This window comes from Burkholderia sp. AU4i (genome assembly GCF_000466765.1).
Taxonomy (GTDB): Bacteria; Pseudomonadota; Gammaproteobacteria; order Burkholderiales; family Burkholderiaceae; genus Burkholderia; species Burkholderia cepacia.
In genome coordinates this window covers 1-2,534 of sequence record NZ_ASSI01000270.1, presented here as the reverse complement: position 1 = coordinate 2,534, position 2,534 = coordinate 1, and the positions used below count along the sequence as shown (strand labels likewise).

General features: G+C 64.6%; 2 protein-coding genes. Both read left to right on the top strand.

Going from position 1 to position 2,534, the window contains the following annotated elements:
• Positions 1-1,072 (top strand): aminotransferase (locus L810_RS40020; RefSeq protein WP_021163820.1); only part of this gene is annotated, 1,072 nt, incomplete at its 5' end.
• A gap of 61 nt (positions 1,073-1,133) precedes the next feature.
• On the top strand, positions 1,134-2,249 hold the full coding sequence (locus L810_RS40015; protein WP_021163819.1) for a polyamine ABC transporter substrate-binding protein: 1,116 nt from the start codon (positions 1,134-1,136) through the stop codon (positions 2,247-2,249).
• Positions 2,250-2,534 lie beyond the last annotated feature (285 nt).

Below are 2,534 nucleotides of genomic sequence, written 5' to 3'. Positions count from 1 at the left end.
GATGCTCGCGGAAGTCACGCCGAAGGGTTTCAACCACTTCTTCTATTGCAACAGCGGCTCGGAAGGCAACGACACCGTGCTGCGCCTCGTGCACCAGTACTGGCGCGTGCAGGGCCAGCCGCAGAAGAAGTTCGTGATCTCGCGCAAGAACGGTTACCACGGCTCGACGATCGCCGGCGGCACGCTCGGCGGGATGGGCTACATGCACGAGCAGATGCCGTCGAAGGTCGAGAACATCGTGCACATCGACCAGCCGTATTTCTTCGGCGAAGCGGCGGCCGGCGAAACGCCGGAAGCGTTCGGCCTGGCCCGCGCGCAGCAGCTCGAGGCGAAGATCCTCGAACTCGGCGCGGAAAACGTCGCGGCGTTCATCGGCGAGCCGTTCCAGGGCGCGGGCGGCGTGATCTTCCCGCCGTCGACGTACTGGCCGGAAATCCAGCGGATCTGCCGCAAGTACGACATCCTGCTGGTGGCCGACGAAGTGATCGGCGGCTTCGGCCGTACCGGCGAATGGTTCGCGCACCAGCACTTCGGCTTCGAGCCTGACCTGATCACGATGGCCAAGGGCCTCACGTCGGGCTACGTGCCGATGGGCGCCGTCGGCATTCACGAGCGCGTGGCACGGCCGATCATCGACAACGGCGAATTCAATCACGGCCTCACGTACTCGGGCCACCCGGTCGCGGCAGCCGTCGCGGTCGCGAACCTGAAGCTGCTGCGCGACGAAGGGATCGTCGAGCGCGTGAAGAACGACACGGGCCCGTACTTCCAGGCGCTGATGCGCGAAACCTTCGCGCGTCACCCGATCGTCGGCGAAGTGCACGGCCACGGCCTCGTCGCGAGCCTTCAGCTCGCGGAGGCACCGGCCGAACGCCGTCGCTTCGCGAACGGCGGCGACGTCGGCACGATCTGCCGCGACTTCTGCTTCAACGGCAACCTGATCATGCGTGCGACCGGCGACCGGATGCTGCTGTCGCCGCCGCTCGTGATCTCGCGTCAGGAAATCGATGAACTCGTATCGAAGGCGAAAAAAGCAGTCGATGCAACCGCCCAGCAACTGGGTATTTCGTAACGGTTTTGCCTACAGGCGTGCGGCGGGCGCCGCACGCCGCCATAACCAGGGGAATTCCACCATGCGTGCCTGCTTTCTTCGCCAAGCCTGTTCCGTTGCCGCCCTTGCCGCCGCGGCCGCGTTCACGTCGGTCGCCAGCCCGTCGGCGCATGCCGAGGATCTGAACGTCTACAACTGGTCCGACTACATCGCACCGGACACGATCCCGAACTTCCAGAAGCAGACCGGGATCCACGTCAAGTACGACAACTACGACAGCGACGACACGCTTCAGGCGAAGCTGCTTGCCGGCAGTTCGGGCTACGACATCGTCGTGCCGACGTCGAACTACATGGCCAAGCAGATCCAGGCCGGCGTGTACCAGAAACTCGACAAGTCGAAGCTGCCGAACCTCGCGAACCTCGACCCGCTGCTGATGAAGATGATCTCGGACGCCGATCCGGGCAACCAGTACGGCGTGCCCTGGGCCTACGGCACCGACGGCATCGGCTACAACGCGCAGGCGGTGAAGAAGGCACTCGGCGACAAGGCGCCGGTCGACAGCTGGGCGCTGGTGTTCGATCCGGCCAACATGGAAAAGCTGAAGAGCTGCGGCGTGTCGTTCCTCGACCAGGCCGTCGACGTGTTCGCCGCGACGCTGCAATACATGGGCAAGGATCCGAACAGCAAGAACCCCGGCGACTACCAGGCTGCATTCGAAGTCCTGAAGAAAGTCCGCCCGTACATCACCCAGTTCAACTCGTCCGGCTACATCAACGACCTCGCGAACAACGACGTGTGCGTCGTGCTCGGCTGGTCGGGCGACGTCGGCATCGCGCATCGCCGCTCGGCCGAAGCGAAGCGCTCGTACGACATCAAGTTCTCGAATCCGAAGGAAGGCGGCCTGCTGTGGTTTGACGTGATGGTGATCCCGAAGGATGCACCGCACCCCGAGGCCGCCCTGAAGTGGATCAACTACGTGTCCGATCCGAAGGTCAACGCGGCGATCACCAACACGGTGTTCTACCCGACCGCGAACAAGGCCGCGCACCAGTTCGTCACGCCGGCCGTCGCGCAGGACCCGACCGTCTACCCGCCCGAAGACGTGCTGAAGAAGATGGTGCTGATGAAGCCGATGCCGGCCGACATCCTGCGCCTCGAGAACCGTCTGTGGGCCCAGCTGAAGACGGGCCACTGATCGCGAAGCATTCCGGCGGCGCAGGCATCGCTTCACGCCTGCCCGCCTGAGATCCGCGGACCTTCATCCGCCCGCGCGCGCCGCGCGCACTGTTCCATCCGGCACGAGCCGTTGCCCGCGAGTCGCATGACGCGCCTCGCGCGGGGACGCTCACGCCTGCAATCCGTGAAGAACGAATGGTGAATCCCATGCAATCGATACCCTCTTCCGCTGCTGCACGACAGACCCAACCGGCCCCCGCGGCCCGTACCCAAAACGACGCCTTCGTCCGCATCGAAAACGTCG